Source organism: Aeromicrobium sp. PFPM2_SD2, assembly GCF_057364525.1.
The window spans coordinates 1-602 of sequence record NZ_JBNFNZ010000787.1; the positions used below are offsets into that span (position 1 = coordinate 1).

The following is a 602-nucleotide window of genomic DNA, read 5'->3' on the forward strand; positions in this document are numbered from 1 at the left end:
ACGCGCAAGCCCCCGCGCTCACGGGGCGGGTCCGGCGAGGGGCGGCGGCGACGGGGTCGTCGGCGCAGAGCACGGCGGCCTCGCCGAGGTGGCCGACGAACTGCTCGAAGGCGGCCTCGTACGCCTCGACCGTGCCCCAGGTGTCCAGGTGGTCGGCGTCGACGTTGGTGACCACGCCGACGGCCGGCGTGTAGACCAGGAAGGCGCCGTCGCTCTCGTCGGCCTCGGCCACGAACAGCTCGCCGCCCCGGTGGGCGTTCGTGCCCAGGGCCGGCACCTCGGCGCCGATCGCGTACGACGGGTCGAGCTCGGCCTCGGTGAGCGCCACGGCGAGCATCGCGGTGGTGGTGGTCTTGCCGTGCGTGCCGGCGACCGCGACGACGCGATGGCCGGCGAGCACCGACTGCATGCCGGCCGAGCGCGGCCAGAGCGTGATGCCGCGCTCGAGCGTCGCCACGACCTCGGGGTTGTCCTCGCGGACGGCGGTCGAGGCGATCACCACGTCGACGTCGCCGACGTGGGCGGCGTCGTGCCCGAAGTGGCCCGTGACGCCTCGGCGCGCAGCGCCTGCAGGACGGCCGAGTCGTTGGCGTCGCTGCCGG

At 75.6% G+C, this 602-nt stretch carries 1 protein-coding gene; it reads right to left on the minus strand.

What is annotated here, in order from left to right:
• The coding region (locus AC2W7G_RS18115; RefSeq protein ID WP_485869655.1) for a Mur ligase family protein at positions 1 to 602 on the minus strand (602 nt) is incomplete at both ends.